Here is a 17994-nt window from a genome sequence, read left to right on the forward strand (position 1 = left end):
GCTCTTCGATCTATGTTTGATGTATTTATCAAACGCCCCCTGCTGTCAGCCGTAATTTCCGTGCTGATCACGCTGCTGGGCGTCCTGGCTCTGACGGGATTACCCGTCACCCAGTTTCCGGATATTGTTCCTCCCTCCGTCACCGTAACGGCCAAATACAACGGTGCCAACGCCGAAGTCTGCACTAAGGCTGTCGCAACGCCACTCGAACGGGCCATCAACGGGGTGCCGGGCATGACCTACATGAACTCCGTGTCGGGTAACGACGGCACGACGCTGATCCAGGTGTTTTTCCAGGTCGGTACGGATCCAGATCTGGCGGCCATGAACGTACAGAACCGGGTGACCTCCGTCCTCGATGAACTACCCGCCGAAGTAATCCGGGCGGGGGTTATCACCGAAAAAGAGGTAAACAGCATGCTGCTGTACCTCAACCTGGTGAGCGACGACCCGTCGGTGGATGAGAAATTCATTTACAATTTCGCCGACATCAATGTCCTGGCCGAGCTCAAACGGATCGATGGCGTAGGCCTGGCCGATATCATGGGTGCCCGCGAGTATTCGATGCGGGTCTGGCTCAAACCCGACCGCATGACGGCCTATACCATCTCGGCCGACGACGTGGTCGAAGCCATCCAGGCGCAGAACGTCGAAGCGGCACCGGGCAAAGCGGGCGAAAGCGCCGACCGCGCTCCGCAGGTACTGCAATATGTCCTTCGCTATACCGGTAAGTTTTTCGAGCCGGAGCAGTACGCCAACATCGTACTGCGAGCCAACCCTGACGGGTCGATTCTGCGCCTGAAGGACGTAGCGCAGGTGGAGTTTGGCTCCGCCGATTACAGCGTTATTTCCCGCAATGACGGGCGGCCCTCGGCAGCCATCATGCTCAAGCAACGGCCCGGCTCGAACGCCCGCGAGATCATTGCCAACGTTAAAGAGCGTATGGCCGAGCTGAAGGAAGAAACGTTCCCGCCGGGCATGACCTACAACTTCGCCTACGACGTATCACGCTTTCTGGACGCGTCGATTCACGAGGTCGTGCGTACCCTGCTGGAAGCCTTCGTGCTGGTGTTCCTGGTAGTCTTCCTGTTTTTGCAGGACTGGCGCTCCACGCTGATCTGCGCGCTGGTGGTACCGGTCGCGCTGGTGGGAGCCTTTGCGTTCATGAGCCTGATCGGGTTTTCCATCAACCTGCTTACCCTCTTCGCGCTGGTACTGGCGATCGGGATTGTGGTCGACGATGGCATTGTCGTCGTGGAGGCCGTGCACGCTAAGATGGCCGAAGGTTTGTCACCCCGGGCCGCTACGTTTGCCGCCATGCGTGAAATCAGCAGCGCCCTGATCGCCATTACGCTGGTTATGGCCGCGGTATTCATTCCCGTGGCTTTCCTGTCGGGCCCAGTTGGCGTTTTCTACCGACAGTTTTCCCTGACGCTGGCCGTGGCTATTCTGCTGTCGGGGCTGAACGCACTGACGCTGACGCCTGCTCTGTGCGCGCTCCTGTTACGCCCGCACCAGCATGAACTCCAGACGGGGTTACTAGCTCGTTTCTTTGCCGGGTTCAACAGGCTATTCGACCGGCTGACGGGCAAGTACCAGGGCCTGCTCTACCGGACCGTCAGTCGCCGGGTGATTACGGTGGGGTTCTTGTTGACCTTTGTCGCTGGTACCTGGGGCGTTAACCTGGTGCTGCCCGGCGGTTTTATCCCCACCGAAGACCAGGGCATGATCTACGTCAACGTAACGACACCCGCCGGGGCCACCGTACAGCGTACAGAGGACGTCATGGCGCAGATTCAACGGGTAGCCTCGAAGCTGGAGGCCGTTGAAAACGTATCGACGCTCTCCGGCTTCAGCCTGCTAACCGACGGGGCCGGAGCTTCCTACGGCATGGGCATGATCAACCTGAAGAACTGGGACGAACGCAAGCAGTCGGTAGACGACCTGATCAACGAGCTGGAGCAGAAAACCCAGCATATTCAGGGGGCCAGCATCCAGTACTTCTCCCCCCCGACGGTACCCGGTTTCGGGAACTCCAGCGGCTTTGAACTTCGGATGCTCGACAAAACCGGCAAGGGTGATCTCCAGAAAACCCAGCAGGTAGCGCTGGCCTTTATCGACTCGCTGAAGAAGCAGCCGGCCATTGCCGATGCTTTTACCAGCTTCGACCCCAGCTACCCGCAATACATGCTGCATGTCGACCAGGATAAAGCCGCCCAGAAGGGCGTGTCGATCGAGAACGCCATGGGCACGCTGCAAACCCTGATGGGCAGCTTTTACGCCACTAACTTTATCCGATTCGGGCAGATGTACCGCGTGTTTGTTCAGGCCGCCCCCGAATACCGGACCAAACCCGAGGACGTCCTGACGATGCGGGTAAAGAACAAAGACGGCGAGATGGTCCCCTACTCGAACTTCATCCGGCTGGAACGCGTCTACGGTCCCGAGCAGCTGACTCGTTACAACATGTACACCTCGGCGCTGATCAACGGATCGGCGGCACCGGGCTACAGCAGTGGTGATGCGCTGGCCGCCATCCAGGCCGTGGCGGAGAAAAACCTGCCGCGGGGGTATTCGTTCGAGTGGTCGGGTATGTCGCGGGAGGAGATTCTGTCCGGCAATCAGGCGGTGTACATCTTCCTCGTCTGCCTGGTATTTATCTACCTCCTGCTGGTGGCTCAGTATGAAAGTTTGTTTCTGCCCCTGCCCGTCCTGCTGGGATTACCCGCCGGCATCTTCGGCTCGTTCCTGTGTCTGCAACTGGCTGGTTTGCAGAACAACATCTACGCGCAGGTGGCGCTGGTCATGCTGATCGGTCTCCTGGGCAAAAACGCCATTCTGATTGTGGAGTTTGCCAACCAGCGCCGGAAGGAAGGGCTATCGATATGGGAGGCCGCCGTTAACGGAGCCGTTACCCGCCTACGCCCGATCCTGATGACCTCATTTGCGTTCATTGCCGGCCTGATTCCGCTTTGTATTGCGTCGGGTGCAGGTGCCCTCGGGAACCGCTCGATCGGTACCGCGGCAGCCGGGGGGATGCTGATCGGTACCATCTTCGGTTTGGTGCTCATTCCCGGCCTGTACGTCCTGTTTGCGTCGCTGGCCGAACGCATCAGTCCACCCAAGCCAGAGCCCGATGATGACGTTCATTCCATTTCCACTAAACCTGCGGTTAACAGTGTCGTTCACGAGTCATAAATTAGTTTTCTGTCTATTTCTGGGCGTATCGGCCGCGCTGAGCAGTTGCCAGGTGGCCAAAGTTCCGCCCTCGTCGCCCGCTATGTCCGTCCCGGATTCTTACGTAGAGCGGGTTAACGTTGATGGTCCTGATCCGGGTGTAGCAGATTCGCTGGGAATTGGCGATTTACCCTACCGAATGCTGTTCACTGACGCCAGACTGGTAGCGCTGATCGATACGGCGTTAGCGCGCAACCTCGACCTGAAAATTGCCTGGCAGCGTATCGCCGTGACGCAGGCAAATTTTCACATCAGCCGGGGTGCCCTGTTGCCCCAGGTCGACGCAGTAGCGACAACGGGAGTCGATCGGTTTGGGCGGTACACCCTCAACGGGGTGGGTAATTTCGACACCAACCTTTCTGACAACGTAACGGGCTCCAGTACGATCCCCAACCCAACGCCCGACTTTTTCGTCGGTTTCCGGAGTAACTGGGAGGTTGATATCTGGGGTAAACTCCAGAACCAGCGAAACGCGGCCTACAAGCGCGTAATGGCCTCTCAGGAAGGCCGTCACCTGCTGCTGACGACGCTTATCTCCGACGTATCGCGGCTGTATTACACCCTGCTGGCACTGGACGGCGAACTCGAAATCATCCGCGAAAATGTTGCGTTGCAACGACAGGCCGTGGAGTTGGTGGAAGTGCAGAAAGCCGCGGGCCGGGTTACGGAGCTGGCCGTGCAGCAGTTCCGGGCTCAATTGCTCAACACGCAGAGTCTCGAAGGTGGGGTTTTACAACGGATTGTGGACACCGAAAATCAGCTGAATATTTTGCTGGGGCGGTATCCGGGACCTATCCCAAGGGGTGTTTCCATCCGGGAGCAGCAGCTGCCACCAACCCTGCTGGCTGGCCTGCCCACGCAGCTACTGCAACGTCGGCCCGACATTCGGCAGGCTGAGCGGGAACTCGAAGCCGCCAATATCGACATAGCCGTGGCCAGAGCCGAGTTTCTGCCTTCCCTCAACTTGAGCCCGTACCTGGGTCTGAATGCGTTCCGGCCCGGTGTGCTGCTCAATCCGCAATCGGTGGCCGCGGGGATTCTGGGTGGTCTGGCCGCGCCGGTCTTTAACCGACGGCTGCTGAAAGGCAATCTGTGGATCTCACAGGCACAGAGCCAGGAAGCGTATTACACGTACCAGCGAACGGTACTGACGGGCGTCTCGGAAGTAAGGACCAGCCTGAAAGGACTGGAGAACTACCGCAACGTGGCCGATTTACAGACAAAAGAAGTGGCTGAACTCCGGTTAGCAGCAACCACCTCCGACGATCTGTTCGGAACCGGCTACGCAACATACCTGGAAGTCATTACGGCTCAGCGCTCAATCCTACAGGCAGAATTAAACCTGATGAATACCAAACGGGCTCAGTTTCTTTCGCTGGTGGATCTATACCGCGCGCTGGGGGGGGGCTGGAAATAACGGTAAAAAGCTCCGGTGGTCAGGTTGACCGCCGGAGCTTTTTAGTGTACCTCATCATTCTTTGCCTATGCCCGTCAATAAAAGCAGTTCTATTTTTCTCTCGCTGTTCGTTGACCTGCTCCTGCTGGTTCTTTACTTAAGTAACCCGCTGGACAAATCGCTTCCGCCGATTTTTGGGTGGAGGATTCTTCTTGTGCTCCTGCTAATTACCACGCTGGGGTTCTGGCTCAAACGGCTTTATTACGTGCTCTATTTGCTGGCGGGTCTGGGGTTCACCATCTATTATATCCTGAGGTAACAGATTTCCCTACTAATTCCAGAACATATACCCGCTAGCAGGTAGACTGTCCGGCCAGACGTAGCAGGCTCAGGGCACGCTGATTCCATTGTTGCAAAACGGCGACATGTTTTAGTAGCTTTTGGGGAAACAGGCCATCGTCGTGCTGGTTTATATCACCCAGCAGACCTTCCAGCTCCTTCGTCATGTCCATTTCCAGCAGAATAAGCTGAGTTGTTGAACATTGACTCACAAATCCCTCCTTTTCAGGCTCTTTTTCCCGACTGGCCAAGCGTTGCTTAATCAGGAAATTTACCTGGTTACGTACGGCGCAGAACTCATTACACGCCTGCATCCATTGCAGTAAAGGACGCCCCGGATCACGATTGGCGGCAGTACTGCCGCCAATCGTAGCATCTTTTTTTGTGTACATAAGTCAGACTTCGTCTACTATGAAAATATTAATTAGGTGTGCTTGTTTCAAAACTAACTCTACTTATATCATTGAACTATGATAGCAATCACAGTCTTCGTAAGATGATATGATCTTCGTCATGTATATGTATGATTATTGTCAACTAGTAGTAGCATATCTCAAATCTTGACTATAATTCTGGCGTTTTTATAACATAAATGTCAAACTTACATTTATACCTTTAGCGTAAAAATAAGCCCGCAACAGGATGGAACTCGTCTCCCAACCGCTTAACAATCAGGAACTGTTCCCAATTGACTGGCTTCTAACCGATGAGGTTCAAGCAATCATTCGGGTATCGCCACTAGGCATTTGCTTACTACAGGCCCTTCCACCTTCACCATCGAACGCAGCTGGTAAGCGAAGCAACAAAGATGTCATCAATGACTTCTGCTACCTGGCGGTCAATGATGTGTTACAGGCGATGCTGAATTTGCCGATCGAAGATATCATTCACCGCACGATGCGGTTTCTGTCCCACGATGCCAACATAACTGACGTTATCGGTCGATTGGCTCAGACAGTTTATACGGGGGAGCCGGATCAACACATCGAAACGTATCAACTAGATGGTGTAATCAGCACTTATCATCAAATTTACGTTGCATCAGGGGATGGCATTCTTCTGCTGGTTCAGGATGTTACGTATACGCCACTATCCGATCTGGAAGAAGCCGCCAACGAACGGCTCTTAGTCGCCGTCAGAAATAAAGTATCTGTCACGCATGCACGCACGTTGCTGCTCAGTCTTATCAGCGGCCAAATTTCTTAACGAGTCTATTTTACCGGCATGAACCTGGATACAAGTCAGTCAGTCCCAGCCTTTTTGCACGGGGACGGAAAAATGGCCCAGTCTACCCGGGAGTTTGACTGGTCGTCAACAACGCTTGGCCCACCGGCGCAGTGGCCCCTCAGTTTACAGACAACGGTCAGTATTTTACTGCAGTCGGACTTTCCCATGTTTTTATGGTGGGGAGATACGTTCATTCAATTTTATAACGACGCCTACAGCCCTAATTTGAGCCCCACTACTGACCAGTTACCTGCGCTGGCTCAACAAGGTGCCGCTTACTGGACACCTATCTGGCCTGCCCTACAGTACCACTTTGACCAGCTACTGGCAGGCAAAAAAAACACGTCAGCAGACCAGCAGCTAATTCCCGTTTCCGCCGATAATCAGGCCCGTCTGGTTCCCTGGCCCGGTAGCTACAGCTTGATTCGCGATGACTCCGGACAAGCTGCGGGTGTCTTGCTAATTTGCCAGGAAACAACTTTGCAATCCGTATTTCCCCAGAATCTGTTATCGCCTGCCCACCCAGAGGAAACCAATAAGGTTGGGTTGTGGGAGTTCAATCCGCATACCAGCATGGTGCACTGGGATGCCACGTGTGCATCTCTATTCGGTTTCTCCAACTGTCATGCTATTTCTTTACAAGAAGCGCTGAAACAAGTACATCCCGACGACGCCCTTAGGGCCATCGACGCAACCCAGTGGGGAATGAATGCGCGACGGAGTAACTATTTTGACCTGACCTATCGAACGATCGGCGCTGATGATCAGCAAATTCGATGGGTGCGCTTCACCGGACGGGCTTATTACACTCCGCTCGGTGATGTTCACCATTACGGTGGTGTAGCCCGTTCCATGACGCGGGAAATGGAAACTCAGCATCAGATCAAGCAGAGTGAGCACCGATTCCGGAGCCTGATCGAAAACTCGCCCGTGGCCATTGCCATCGTTCGAGGACCAGACTTTATTATTGAGCTGGTGAACCACCGGATGTGTGCTATTTATAATCGAACGCAGCAGGAACTACAGGGAAAGCCGATGTTTTCGGTTATCCCAGAGTCGGCGGGGCAGGGTTACGAAGAATTATTGACAGCCGTTATGCAAACGGGCAAATCCTTCACCGGCAACGAAATGCCGATTATGCTACGACGTAACGGCCAAACCAGACTACGCTATATCAACCTATCCTATGAATCGCTCCGTGACATTGACGGAGCGATCACCGGTGTTGCTATTGCTGGCATTGACGTTACCGATCAGGTACTGGCCCGGCAGCGGGCTGAAGACAGTGAAGCCCAGCTCCGGCGTATTTTTTACCACGCTCCCACGGCTATCGGCATTTTTAAAGGACCCGATTTTATTATTGAAATTGCGAATCCGCAACTGTGTGCATTGTGGGGACGGGAGGAAGATGAAGTAATCGGCAGACCACTTTTTGACGTCATACCTGAGACCAAAGGGCAAGGGTTTGAAGATCTGCTGGTGGGCGTTCTTACGACGGGTCGGTCGTTTGTCGGGAATGAACTACCAGTCTCGCTCAATCGGAAGGGACAGCTTGAAACTAGATACTTCGACTTCGTTTACGCGCCGTTTCCTGACACGAATAATCAGATGAATCGCATTATTCTTACCGCTTCGGAAGTCACAAAACGGCGGCAGGTTCGGCAGCAGGTTGAGCAGCTACTGGCCAGGGAACGCGAGTTGAATGAGATGAAATCGAACTTTGTTACGCTGGCCTCGCACGAGTTCCGCACCCCAATGGGAACGATCCTTTCCTCGGCGTCATTGATCAGCAGTTACAACGGTGTTCACGACTTTGACAAACGGGAACGCCACGTTCAGCGCATCAAATCGGCTATCGATAACCTGACGAATCTCCTCGCCAACTTCCTGTCCATCAGTCAGCTCGACAACGTAACGTTTTGCAGCACCTTACATCGACTGGACCTGTCGGCGTTTTGCCGAGATGTTATCGACGAGATGCGACCGGCCCTAAAACCTCAGCAGTACATTACGTACGAGCACCGGGAGGGGCCGACGACCATTGAGGTTGACGACCAGCTGGTAAAAAATATCCTGATCAACTTACTCACCAACGCCAGTAAATACTCGGCGGAGGGGAAGCCAATTGAGCTGACAACGGCTGTCCAGCCTGGTCAGCTACAGCTCTGGGTTCGGGACTGGGGCATTGGCATTCCGGACACAGACAAGGATAAACTATTCGTCAATTTTTTCCGGGCCCGCAACGCCATTCATGTCCAAGGCACGGGTCTGGGCCTTTACATCGTCAAACGGTACGTCGATCTGTTGGGCGGCACAATCTCATTCACCAGCCAACTTGGTACGGGTACCCTATTTTCCGTTCAGCTCCCCTTACAGCCTTCCGTTGCATGAAAACCATTCTGGTTGTTGAAGATACCCTCGAAATGCTGGAGAACATTACCGAAATTCTCCAGCTGGCCCAATACACCGTCGTACAGGCCAGCAATGGAAAGCAGGGCGTTGAGTTAGCGCGCCAAACCCGACCCAATCTGATTCTATGCGACGTCATGATGCCGGAGCTGGATGGGTATGGTGTTCTACATATCTTGAGTAAAGACCCGCTTACAGCTAATACTCCATTTATCTTCTTGTCGGCAAAGGCCGAAGCTGCCGACTTTCGGTTCGGCATGGGGCTGGGCGCCGACGATTACCTGATCAAACCTTTCGATAACGTAACGCTGCTGAATGCGGTCTCGATGCGCCTGAATAAAGATCGGAATGGGCAACAGCACGCTATCAGCGGCTTTGACACCCTTAAACAGGCCTTAACCGACAGCGAGGACGCCCGCCAGCGCATCAGCGACACGTACCCGATTACTCATTTTAAGAAGAAGCAAATTTTGTTCAAGGAAGGCGCACCGGCGTCGGCGCTTTATTTTGTCCGGCGAGGGCAGATGAAGTTGTTCATGAGCGACGCAAACGGGAACGCCTACATAACCAGCCTGGCTGGTCAGAACGATTTCGTGGGCTATCTGGCGTTATTGCGCGACGGTGTGTATACCGAATCGGCCGAATTTCTGGATGATTCGGAGGTATGTACAATTCCCAAGGGTGATTTCCTGACGCTGATTCATAACAGCCAGGAGGTCGCCAATCAATTCATCTCGCTGATGGCGGATGATCTAGCCGATTACCAGGACCGGCTTTGCAAACTGGCCTATCAGACAGTACGTAAACGAGTGGCCGAAGCGCTGATTCTTTTTTACCAAAAATTCTACGGTCGGCCCACGGCAGCGCCCGATGCACCAGTTATCGTATCGCCACCCATGACCTTGTCGCGCGAGAACTGGTCGCAACTCGTTGGCGCATCGACCGAAACCGTCATTCGTACCCTAAGCGATTTCCGTAATGAGGGACTGATCGATGTCAATGGAAGCCAGATTATGTTACTGGATATTCAGAAAATAGCCGCTTTTAAGCATTGACGGCTTTTCTAGTCCTTGCGCGTCAACATGAGTCGCCCGACTCCTCTTTATCGAGAAGCCGGGCGACTCATGTTGAATGAAACACGAATTTACTTGGCGACTTCGGCCTTGGCTCCATTCAAGACTTTTCGTACTTCCGGTGCCACTTTGGTACCGAATAGCTCAATGGCGTGCATGGCGTTGGTGTGCTCCTGCGTGTCGCTGCCGATCAGCTGGGCCAGATAACGAGTGTTGCCGAACAGTTCGTGGAAATACAGAATCTTGTCGATCACCTGCTGCGGACTACCTACCAGCAGTGGCCCGTACTCGCGCAGATACTCAAACTGATCCCGGCCCAGTGATGACCAGCCCCGCTCCTTGCCGACCCGGTTCATCATGGCTGCGTAGAAGGGGTAAAATTCATTGGCGGCCTTCTGCGAATCATCGGCGATGTAAAAATGGGAGTTGATTGCCAGTGGTAGCTGACTCACGTCGTGCCCTGCTTGCTGGGCCGACTGCCGGAACAGATTCACCAGCGGCACGAACCGGTCGGGTGTACCACCCAGCAGCGCTACCGTCATGGGTAGATTCAATGTTCCCGCCCGCACTGCCGACGCGGGTGTCCCGCCCACCGCCAGCCAGATAGGCAGCTTAGGTTGGATGGGGCGGGGATACACACCCAGTCCCGAAATAGACGCTCGTTGCTTACCCTGCCAGGTTACTATTTCCTGTTGATTGATCGCCAGCAGCAAGTCCAGCTTTTCGGTGAACAGTTCGTTATAATCATTCAGATCGTAGCCAAATAACGGAAACGATTCGATGAATGACCCCCGACCGGCCATGATTTCAGCCCGTCCGTTGGATACCAGATCCAGCGTGGCAAAGTTCTGAAATACCCGTACCGGATCAGCTGAACTTAGTACGGTTACCGAACTCGACAGGCGAATAGTTTTGGTTAGCGCTGCGGCTGCACTCAGGATGACTTCGGGAGCCGACACGACATAATCAGGCCGGTGATGTTCGCCCAAGGCAAACACATCCAGTCCCACCTGATCGGCCAGTTTAATCTCATCCAGTAGTTGCTGGACACGTTGGTGCGCATGAACGGCTTTGCCCGCTACCCCATCGGGTATGACTTCACCAAAGCTACTTATCCCTAATTCCATGATATCGACTCGATTACAGATTAACGTAACGCGCTGCTGGGTTGGTCTTCCGGGCAAGACGCAATTTTAACCGATCGCTACTTGCAAAGGCTTCGGCGATTGCGCTACTTTAAAACCGCAGCAGCGTTTATGCAGACAAGTTCAGCGGGTGGGCGATTGGTTCCCGTTACGCTTCGCACCTACTCAATCACGATTCCAACCCCTTAGTGATACCATGCAAAATGATTCAGGAAGACGGCAGTTTTTAACCGCCCTAACCAAAGCGGCAGGCATTTCACTGCTGATTGACACCCCAGTTCTAAGCCAGGGCGGATCAATTGGGAGTCCTCCGGCTCCAATGACCGTTGGCCAGGTGATGGAGCTGATTCTCAAAAAGATTCCTAACGCCCCCTTTCCCAAGACCGTAGATACGCTGAAGTCGGGCTCGGCTTCTCAGACCGTGACGGGCATCGTCACGACCATGTTTACGACCATGAACGTCATCGAAAAGGCCATTGCCGCCAAGGTCAACTTCATCATCGCCCACGAGCCCACGTTCTACAATCACGCCGACGAAACGGACTGGCTGAAAGACGACACTGTTTTTCAGAAAAAGCAGGCGTTGCTGGAGAAGCACAATATTGCCGTGTGGCGCTTCCATGATTACTGGCACGCGTATCAGCCCGACGGAATACGTACCGGTATGCTGTCGGCGCTGGGCTGGGAGAAGTACGTCGATAAAAACGAACCGAGACTGCTCATCATGCCCGCTGCGCCCCTGCACCAGATCATTACTCACGCCAAGCAGAAACTGGGCATCAAACAAGTCCGGATCGTGGGCGACCGAAATCAATCCTGCCAGCGGGTATTGCTGATGCCGGGAGCCTCGGGGGGGCGCAATCAGATTGCGGCTATTGAACGCACCAAACCAGATGTGATTCTGTGCGGGGAGGTCAGCGAGTGGGAAACGCCCGAATACGTCCGCGATGCCCGCCAACAGGGAGAAAAGTTGTCGCTGGTGGTGCTGGGCCATGTTCTGAGCGAAGCCGCCGGGATGGAGTGGCTCGTGTCCTGGCTCAAACCCCAACTGCCGGGAATGTCCATCGGTTACGTCGCGTCGGGGAATCCGTTTAGTTACGAGTGATTGACCTTTGTCTGATTTCACACAACTAGAGCGAGCCTTCGCAAAGGCTCGCTCTAGTTGTGGTTACAGTCTGCTAGAATTAAGGCTACTTCTGCCCGGCCTGTACTGTCTGCCCGTCGCGAATTTCTTCGGAGGCTGTCCGGACGATGGCGACACCCGGTTGCAGATCGCCAAAGACCTCGACCAGCGAATCGACAACGTTACCTTTCTGCACCGACACCCACTGGGCCCGGTTGTCGCGTACCCGAATCACAAATTGCTTCTCGCTCGAACTAACGACCGACGTTGTGGGCACGAACAGCGTTTTGGCCGAGCGCTCGACGGGCAACGTCACCTCGGCGTACATCCCGGCTTTGAGTTCATGGCTGGCATTATTTACGTCAAATTCCGCCATCATCGCACGGTTGGCTTCTACCAGACTCTCGGCCGAACGCGCCAGACGAGCGTTGAACCGACGCTCGGGCATGGCATTCACCGTGAACGCCACCGCGCTTTTGGTTTTCAGCTGGTTCGCAAAGCTTTCAGGAATGGCGACGGTCAACCGTAACGTCCGGTTGTCTTCCAGCACAAATAGTGGTTTGCCGCTATCGCCCGCCCCGACCAGGGCGCCAGGACTGATATTACGCTCAATTACGACGCCATCAAACGGGGCCGTGATCGTCAGGTATTGGCGCAATTCGCGCTTGGCCTGTAAGTTCGACTGGGCGGCCTGCACGCTACCCCGCGCCACGGCCACCATAGCACTGTCGGCCTGCATTCGGGCGTGGGCCTGGTCCAGTTCATTCAGCGACACGGCCCCTTCCATTTTGGCCGTTTGTACCATCCGCTGGTACGTCAGGCGGCTAGCCCGGGAACGGGTAGTTTGTTCGGTCAGAGTGGCTTCCTGAGCCTGGGCCTGCGCCTGGGCCTGGCTCAGCTCCGACAGAACTTCGGGCGCATCGAGCCGGGCCAATACCTGTCCTTTGCGGACGACAGTACCCCGGTCGACGGTAATCTCGCGCACGAAGCCTTTTACCTTGGCGTACATGTTTACCCGATTCCAGGGTTTCAGTTCACCCGGCAGCGTCACCTGTTTACTGGGCTGGAGCGACTGGACGGTTGCTATAGTTACCCGCTGCACCTCGGGTTCCTGCTTAGCGGGTTTATTATCGCTGCTGGCGGTTGAGCAGGCTGTTAGGATCACGGCGGCCGATGCTGCGGCTACCGATGCTGATCCGATAAATGTCAAAAGCGGTTTCATGATAATACAGGTTGGCTAAATGGCAGGCTACAGACTGTGGCTCAGCTTGGGTTGTTCCTGGTGATAGAATTTACTGTCGGGATCTTCCGGATCGAGTGATACGGACTGGGTCGTGGCTTTGGACTGGAGTTGCGTAAATACGCAGGGCAAAATCAGCAGCGACGCCAGCGTAGACATAATCAAGCCACCAATAACGGCCTGGCCCAGCGGAGCGATCTGATCCCCTCCCTCACCGAGACCCGAGGCCATCGGGATCATCCCGGCAATCATAGCGATACTGGTCATCAGAATTGGTCGAATCCGACTATTGGCGGCCATCACGGCGGCCCGGTGAGGCTCTCCAACTTCCAGGCGCAGATTTTCGGCGTTGGTGACCATCAGAATTGCGTTGGCAACGGATACCCCCACCGACATAATCAGGCCCATGTACGATTGCAGGTTCAGCGTTGCTCCGCAGGCCAGCAGCATCAGCAGCGCCCCGGCCACCACCGCCGGAATAGCCGCCAGAATGACCAGCGACAATTTGAATGACTGGTAATTGGCTGCCAGCAGCAGGAAAATAATAACGATGGCAACGAGTAATCCCGTTTGCAGACTACTCAGCGTCTCGGTCAGCAGGTTGGTTTGTCCGCCCAGCTCAACCAGTACCCCACGTGGCGGGTCGCCGGCTTCTTTGATGGCCAACTCCACCGCTTTTCGGGCCGAGCCCAGATCTTTCTTTTGCAGATTAGCCGTGATCGTCACCAGGCGGTTTGGCCCGGCGCGGTCGTACTCACCAGGAGCCGTTCCTTCCGAAAACGTCGCTACGTCCGACAGCAGCGGATGCATATCACCACTTTTCAATGGGATATTACCAATGTCGCTGGGACTGCTCATCTGGTACTCCGGAATCTGCACCTGCACCTGGTACGCCAGGCCTTTCGATTCATCGAGCCATAGGTTTTTGTCAGTAAAGCGGCTGGATGACGTAGCGGCTACCATTGAGCGGGCCACCTGCGTCGAGGTAACGCCCAGCTGACCAGCCCGTTCGCGGTTCATCGTTACGTTCAGCACCGGGTATGAGAGCGGCTGCGCAATCTGTACATCGCGCAGGAAGTCAATTTTCAGCATGCGCTCCCGAATCTTATTGGCAAACGTTCCCGCTTCGGCCAGGTCCTTGGCCGCTACCGTCACCTCAATGGGCGTTGACGCGCCCTGACTCATAATTTTCTCCGTCAACTCGATCGGTTCAAACGATATAGTGGCGTTGGGCAGGGCTTTAGCAATTTTCGTTCGAAGCTCCTCCTTCAAATCGTCCATTTTAACCGGGTACTCTTCGTTCAGCGACACCTGCAATACGGCTTCGTGAGGACCGCTGTTGAACACGAAGATGTTGGACGTACCGTAGCTGGAAGGTACCGTGCCGACGTATGCCGAGGAAATGTCTACGTTCTCTTTCCCCACGGTTTCCTTGATAATATCCAGCGTCTTCAGCGTTGCCACTTCGGTACGTTCTACCCGCGTTCCGTCGGGAATTCGCAGACGCATCTGAAACTGGTGACTATTCCCGTGAGGCAGAATATCGGTCCCAATCACCAGAAAACAGATCACGATAACAGCCAGGCTCCCGGCCAGATACCCACCAACGACCAGCCCCCGGCGGTTCAGGATTTTTTCGAGCGCGGCCGAGTAGCGCTGCTTGAACTTATCGAAGCCAGTTGGTTCAGCAACGGGTCGTTCGTCTTCAATCATGTGTCTCTCCCGCTCGTCGAGAGCCAGCGTCGGCGCTTCGTGAGCGGGATGGCTTTTTAGTAGCCAGTTGGCTAGTACCGGCACGAATGTCTGCGAGAGCAGAAAGGAAGCAATCATAGCGAATCCGACGGACAGCGACAGCGGCAGAAACATCGAACGGGGTACACCACTCATCACGAACGCGGGAGCGAACACCGCCAGAATGGCCAGCAGAATCAGGAATTCAGGGAAGACAATTTCCTTACAGGCATCCCAGATCGCGACGGCTTTCGGTTTTCCCATCTCCAGGTGCTGGTGAATATTTTCGATCGTCACCGTGGCCTGGTCGACCAGAATTCCGATGGCCAGCGCCAGCCCGGACAAGGTCATGATGTTGATCGTCTGCCCGCACAAATTCAACATAATCACCGCCGACAGAATCGAGATCGGAATGGTCACGACTACAATGATTACACTGCGCCAGTCGCGCAGAAAGAGCAATACCATCAACCCCGTCAAAATGGCCCCCAGAATCCCCTCTGTCACAAGGCTTTTCAACGCATTCGTTACGTAGACCGACTGGTCAAACTCATAGGAGATATTTACGTCTTCGGGTACGGCCGCCTTGAGCTCGGGCATGGCTTTGCGAATGTTATTGACCACGTCCAGCGTCGACGCATCCGATTTCTTGACGACCGGAATGTACACCGCCCGACGACCATTGACCAGCGCGTAACTTACCGTGACGTCAGCTCCATCTTCGACCGTACCCACGTCCCGCACGAAGACGGTCGGACCAGAGCCAACCCGAATCGGAATGTTAAGAAAATCCTCCGGTTTTTTCACCAGCGAGTTGACGGGCGTCATAAGCGTTTTATCACCGATACGGATATTCCCGGCGGGCGATGGCTGGTTGTTGGTCACGATGGCCTTAATCACCTCTTCGGGCGTGAGCTGGTAACTACGCACCCGTTGCGGATCGACTTTCACGATGACCGTCCGCTGGTTTCCGCCAAAGGGGGGCGGACTCGATACGCCTTCGATGCGGGAGAACATGGGCCGCACGCGCGACGACGCATAATCCTGAATTTCGTTCAGCGACCGGCTGGGGCTTTCAAACACCAGCTGGCCAACCGGCACCGAACTGGCGTCGAAGCGGACCACCTGGGGCGGCACGGTTCCTTCCGGCATGTACGCTTTCGCCCGCGATACGTTGTTGGCCACTTCGGCGGCCGCCTGCGCCATGTCGGTGCCGGGATAGAACGACAGCTTGATCAGCGACAATCCCTGAATCGTTTTCACGTCGATGTCGCGGATACCAGACACGTACAGGAAGTGATCCTGGTAGCGCGTGGCGATAAAGCCATCCATCTGGTCGGGTGCCATCCCACCATAGGGTTGCACCACGTAGATCGTCGGTAAGTCGAGGTTCGGGAAGATATCCACCGGAATCGTGAACAGCGACATCACCGAAAAGAAGAGAAGTCCCAGGACTGCGACCACCACCGAGATGGGTTTGCGCAGGGCGGAACGAATGATGTTATACATAGTTAGTTGGTTATTGTTGTGTAGAGACGCATATATGCGTCTCATTCGCGTCAGCAATATTTCGTATCTACCAAAACCATCCGGTCAGGAGACGCAATATGTTGCGTCTCTACGTCACTTGATCTGGTTCATAAACAGGGACAAATCGCCATCGGCGGCTGCTTTCAGGAGCAGATACCGCCATACATTGCTGACCGCGACATAGCCATCGACTTCCGCCCGGTTGAGCGTCAGGACGCTTTGTAATAGCGTCGGCAGATCCGTTAAGCCGTTTTGGTAGCGTGATTTAGCCTGGTTGTACGCCTGCCGGGCGGCCTGCAATTGTACCGGAGCCTGCCGGGCCTGCGCCAGCGCTACCTGATACTGCGTTTCGGCTTCCTGATACTGGCGATTGATTCGTAGTTCCTGTTCGTTGTACAGCTGACGGAACCGCTCGACCTGGAACAGATCACTTTTGTAAGTATGCCGCACCTGCAGCAGGTTTGTCAGATTCCAGCGCGCAACGATGCCCACGAGGTAATTTGACGTCTGGTAGCCCAGCCCGTTGATTGGATTATCTAAAAGGATCTCGCCCTGATTGGCAAAGCCGGAACCCCGCAACCAGCCGGTTCCCATTAGCGAGATAATAGGCAGTTTGGCCCGGTTCGTGGCTACGGAACGGGCCGTTGCCAGGTTGACCTGCGACTGGAAGAGACGTAACACAGGGTTCCTGGGCGAAATTGAATCGCCCGCTAACGTAACGGTTGGCAAGGCTGCGTAAAAACGCATGCTGTCGACCTGTAGATTCGTCCGGACAAGACCCGTTAGTTCCGATAAGCGAAGTCGCTGGACCTGCTCCTGCTGCTGGCTTTGCAGCAGCAACAAGCGGGCGCGGGCAGCCTCAGCCGTTGCCAATGAGCTATCGACGCCTGCCCGCATCCCTGACCGTACGCCGGAGTCGACCACGCGTTTGAACGTCTCGGCCCGGTCCAGGTTTGACTGCTGAATCTGGACGAGCTTCTGATTGATCAGCAGCAGCAGATAGGCATCAATCGTCCGGACCTGCTGCTGAAACAGTTCGTTTTCGTAGTCAACTTCACTGCGTTGCCGATCGGCGTCGGCTACCGCAATGCTGGCTTTGATACGCCCGAACGATATGGCTCGCCAGTCAATCGTGGCGCTGGTAAAGCTTCCGAAGCCACCTTGAAATACGTTCTGCGCCCGGACACCGCCGGATACCGATGCACCAATACCATCGTTGGGAAAGAAACCACCGTTGAGGCTGTTGCTGGTACCGTAGTTGTATTGATCCTGAACGGTAACAATAGGCAGTAACTCAACGCGACTAGCCTGCGCCCGTTGCTGAGCACTGCTGACCTCAGCCTGTTTAGCTCTAAGAAATGGATACTGGCGGGTGCTCTGCTCGACTACCTGGTTAAGATTCAGGGTCTGCCCCGACACCTGAACCGCCAGCAAGCCCGCCCCCAGTACCAGCAGACACCTCGTTAATTTTCGGGGAATGGTACGTCTTAATTGTGTTTGCTCCATCGACAACAACGTACCCGAGCCTATTCTGGCTCACGGAT

12 protein-coding genes are annotated in these 17994 nt (G+C 54.9%); 7 read left to right on the forward strand and 5 right to left on the reverse strand.

Features of this window, described 5'->3' with window-relative positions:
• Positions 1-12 precede the first annotated feature (12 nt).
• The 3 genes from ACYVAD_RS05905 (at position 13) to ACYVAD_RS05915 (ending at position 4952) form a co-directional block, all read left to right on the forward strand.
• Complete coding sequence (locus ACYVAD_RS05905; RefSeq protein ID WP_461138555.1) at positions 13-3198, forward strand: efflux RND transporter permease subunit; 3186 nt, start codon at positions 13-15, stop codon at positions 3196-3198.
• A complete protein-coding gene (locus ACYVAD_RS05910) occupies positions 3137-4654 on the forward strand; it encodes a TolC family protein (RefSeq protein WP_461138556.1) in 1518 nt (505 codons plus the stop codon). The genes ACYVAD_RS05905 and ACYVAD_RS05910 overlap by 62 nt, the downstream gene beginning before the upstream one ends.
• Positions 4655-4721: 67 nt before the next feature.
• Positions 4722-4952: a hypothetical protein gene (locus tag ACYVAD_RS05915; protein ID WP_461138557.1), complete on the forward strand. Its 231-nt coding sequence runs from the start codon at positions 4722-4724 to the stop codon at positions 4950-4952.
• A gap of 34 nt (positions 4953-4986) precedes the next feature.
• On the opposite strand, the gene ACYVAD_RS05920 is transcribed toward ACYVAD_RS05915, so the two are convergent.
• Positions 4987-5364 (reverse strand): hypothetical protein, encoded by a 378-nt coding sequence (locus tag ACYVAD_RS05920; protein WP_461138558.1) that lies wholly within the window; start codon positions 5362-5364, stop codon positions 4987-4989.
• A gap of 250 nt (positions 5365-5614) precedes the next feature.
• Between ACYVAD_RS05920 and ACYVAD_RS05925 the strand changes: the two genes are divergently transcribed.
• The 3 genes from ACYVAD_RS05925 to ACYVAD_RS05935 are packed head-to-tail and all read left to right on the forward strand — an operon-like array spanning position 5615 to position 9663.
• Complete coding sequence (locus tag ACYVAD_RS05925) at positions 5615-6178, forward strand: hypothetical protein (RefSeq protein ID WP_461138559.1); 564 nt, start codon at positions 5615-5617, stop codon at positions 6176-6178.
• Between the two features lie 18 nt (positions 6179-6196).
• On the forward strand, positions 6197-8590 hold the full coding sequence (locus tag ACYVAD_RS05930) for a sensor histidine kinase (RefSeq protein WP_461138560.1): 2394 nt from the start codon (positions 6197-6199) through the stop codon (positions 8588-8590).
• Positions 8587-9663, forward strand: a complete 1077-nt coding sequence (locus ACYVAD_RS05935) for a response regulator (RefSeq protein WP_461138561.1) — start codon at positions 8587-8589, stop codon at positions 9661-9663. The genes ACYVAD_RS05930 and ACYVAD_RS05935 overlap by 4 nt, the downstream gene beginning before the upstream one ends.
• Positions 9664-9752: 89 nt before the next feature.
• Here ACYVAD_RS05935 and ACYVAD_RS05940 read toward each other — a convergent pair whose 3' ends face one another.
• Positions 9753-10808 carry an Atu2307/SP_0267 family LLM class monooxygenase gene (locus ACYVAD_RS05940; RefSeq protein ID WP_461138562.1) on the reverse strand — a complete coding sequence of 352 codons (1056 nt, stop codon included), beginning with the start codon at positions 10806-10808 and terminating at the stop codon, positions 9753-9755.
• Positions 10809-11022: 214 nt separating this feature from the next.
• Between ACYVAD_RS05940 and ACYVAD_RS05945 the strand changes: the two genes are divergently transcribed.
• Complete coding sequence (locus ACYVAD_RS05945) at positions 11023-11931, forward strand: Nif3-like dinuclear metal center hexameric protein (protein WP_461138563.1); 909 nt, start codon at positions 11023-11025, stop codon at positions 11929-11931.
• 85 nt (positions 11932-12016) lie between these two features.
• Here the strand turns inward: ACYVAD_RS05945 and ACYVAD_RS05950 are convergent, their stop codons facing one another.
• From ACYVAD_RS05950 to ACYVAD_RS05960, 3 genes are all read right to left on the reverse strand, one after another.
• A complete protein-coding gene (locus ACYVAD_RS05950) occupies positions 12017-13171 on the reverse strand; it encodes an efflux RND transporter periplasmic adaptor subunit (RefSeq protein ID WP_461138564.1) in 1155 nt (384 codons plus the stop codon).
• A gap of 27 nt (positions 13172-13198) precedes the next feature.
• Positions 13199-16429, reverse strand: coding sequence for an efflux RND transporter permease subunit (locus ACYVAD_RS05955; protein ID WP_461138565.1), 3231 nt, complete (start codon positions 16427-16429; stop codon positions 13199-13201).
• Positions 16430-16543: 114 nt separating this feature from the next.
• Positions 16544-17956: a TolC family protein gene (locus ACYVAD_RS05960; RefSeq protein ID WP_461138566.1), complete on the reverse strand. Its 1413-nt coding sequence runs from the start codon at positions 17954-17956 to the stop codon at positions 16544-16546.
• Positions 17957-17994 lie beyond the last annotated feature (38 nt).

This window comes from Spirosoma pomorum (assembly GCF_054776615.1).

Excerpts from the sequence above, each read along its gene's own strand:
- ACYVAD_RS05905 (WP_461138555.1), top strand. The coding sequence starts at position 13 with ATGTTTGATGTATTTATCAAACGCCCCCTGCTGTCAGCCGTAATTTCC.
- ACYVAD_RS05910 (WP_461138556.1), top strand. The coding sequence starts at position 3,137 with ATGATGACGTTCATTCCATTTCCACTAAACCTGCGGTTAACAGTGTCG.
- ACYVAD_RS05915 (WP_461138557.1), top strand. The coding sequence starts at position 4,722 with ATGCCCGTCAATAAAAGCAGTTCTATTTTTCTCTCGCTGTTCGTTGAC.
- ACYVAD_RS05920 (WP_461138558.1), bottom strand. The coding sequence starts at position 5,364 with ATGTACACAAAAAAAGATGCTACGATTGGCGGCAGTACTGCCGCCAAT.
- ACYVAD_RS05925 (WP_461138559.1), top strand. The coding sequence starts at position 5,615 with ATGGAACTCGTCTCCCAACCGCTTAACAATCAGGAACTGTTCCCAATT.
- ACYVAD_RS05930 (WP_461138560.1), top strand. The coding sequence starts at position 6,197 with ATGAACCTGGATACAAGTCAGTCAGTCCCAGCCTTTTTGCACGGGGAC.
- ACYVAD_RS05935 (WP_461138561.1), top strand. The coding sequence starts at position 8,587 with ATGAAAACCATTCTGGTTGTTGAAGATACCCTCGAAATGCTGGAGAAC.
- ACYVAD_RS05940 (WP_461138562.1), bottom strand. The coding sequence starts at position 10,808 with ATGGAATTAGGGATAAGTAGCTTTGGTGAAGTCATACCCGATGGGGTA.
- ACYVAD_RS05945 (WP_461138563.1), top strand. The coding sequence starts at position 11,023 with ATGCAAAATGATTCAGGAAGACGGCAGTTTTTAACCGCCCTAACCAAA.
- ACYVAD_RS05950 (WP_461138564.1), bottom strand. The coding sequence starts at position 13,171 with ATGAAACCGCTTTTGACATTTATCGGATCAGCATCGGTAGCCGCAGCA.
- ACYVAD_RS05955 (WP_461138565.1), bottom strand. The coding sequence starts at position 16,429 with ATGTATAACATCATTCGTTCCGCCCTGCGCAAACCCATCTCGGTGGTG.
- ACYVAD_RS05960 (WP_461138566.1), bottom strand. The coding sequence starts at position 17,956 with ATGGAGCAAACACAATTAAGACGTACCATTCCCCGAAAATTAACGAGG.